Genomic DNA, 1174 nt, shown 5'->3' on the forward strand with positions numbered 1-1174 from the left:
CTAAGGAACATGCGATCAAGTCGAGCTACACGCCTTAATATTCTTAAAAGCCCAATATCAGTCAGTAATGTGGCTGATTTATCACTTTTCTACCACTAAACAAGATAATTACACCTTGTTTAGTGGTTTTTAAACGGATTACTCCCTTGCGGCTCGGATCATCTGATCAACTCGAAACACGTTTGCAAGGGCAAACAACATGGACAATTTGCTGTCATTTTTAGCTAAACCACGATAAATCGCTTTTCTAAAACCAAATTGACATTTAATTATTCTGAAGGGATGTTCAACTTTTGCTCGAATACTGGCCTTTATGTATTCCGTTTTGATTGGCTGTTTATTTTTTCTAGGATGCTTTTTTAAGACTCTTATTTTGCTTGGAATCTCAGCAATCAACCAATCGGCTTTGACATCTTTTAGTTCTTCTCGTTTTTGAGCGCCACGATAGCCTGAATCGGCTGAGATGAATTCTTCCTCACCATGAAGAAGGTTTTCTGTTTCCGTGATGTCATGCACGTTGGCGGCTGTGGTGCTTAAACTGTGAGTGAGCCCTGTTCTTGCATCCACACCAATATGGGCTTTCAGACCGAAGAACCATTGCTTACCCTTTTGAGTTTGGTGCATCTCAGGGTCTCTTTCTTTGGCTTTGTTCTTAGTTGAGCTGGCTGATTCAATAATAGTGGCGTCAACAATCGTACCTTCTTTGAGGTAAATACCTGCGCCAGAGAGCCATTTATTCACTTCTTTAAAAAGCTGGCGCGAGAGCTTATGTTTTTCTAATAATTGCCTGAAGTTCATGATGGTAGTGTGATCGGGAATCGGTTTATCTAACGACAGGTCAGCAAACAAGCGCATGGAGGTGATCTCATACAAGGCATCCTCCATCGCTGGATCACTCATGTTATACCAATGTTGCATGCAATGAATGCGGAACATTGTTGATAGTGGATAAGGTCTTCTTCCATTCCCTGGTTTAGGATAAAACGGCTCAATAACCGCTTCTAGTTGATCCCAAGGCATCAAATCATTCATGCGAGAAAGGAAAATTTCCTTACGTGTTTTACGGCGTTTGTTGTTGAACTCGCTATCGGCAAAAGTGAGTTGGTGTGACATGGTTGAGGCTCTAAAACTTAAAGCGCGATTATCGCATGGCTAGGACTTGTTCGCATATTCC

At 41.6% G+C, this 1174-nt stretch carries 1 protein-coding gene; it reads right to left on the bottom strand.

What is annotated here, in order from left to right; translation table 11 throughout:
* Nucleotides 1–138: 138 nt before the first annotated feature.
* Nucleotides 139–1113 (bottom strand): IS5 family transposase, encoded by a 975-nt coding sequence (locus ABFY09_RS15075; protein ID WP_347985099.1) that lies wholly within the window; start codon nucleotides 1111–1113, stop codon nucleotides 139–141.
* Nucleotides 1114–1174: the final 61 nt, after the last annotated feature.

The organism is Marinomonas sp. 5E14-1, assembly GCF_039939215.1.
GTDB lineage: Bacteria > Pseudomonadota > Gammaproteobacteria > Pseudomonadales > Marinomonadaceae > Marinomonas.

Bases quoted from the DNA above. Each gene is read 5' to 3' on its own strand.
- ABFY09_RS15075 (WP_347985099.1), bottom strand. From the start codon at position 1,113: ATGTCACACCAACTCACTTTTGCCGATAGCGAGTTCAACAACAAACGC.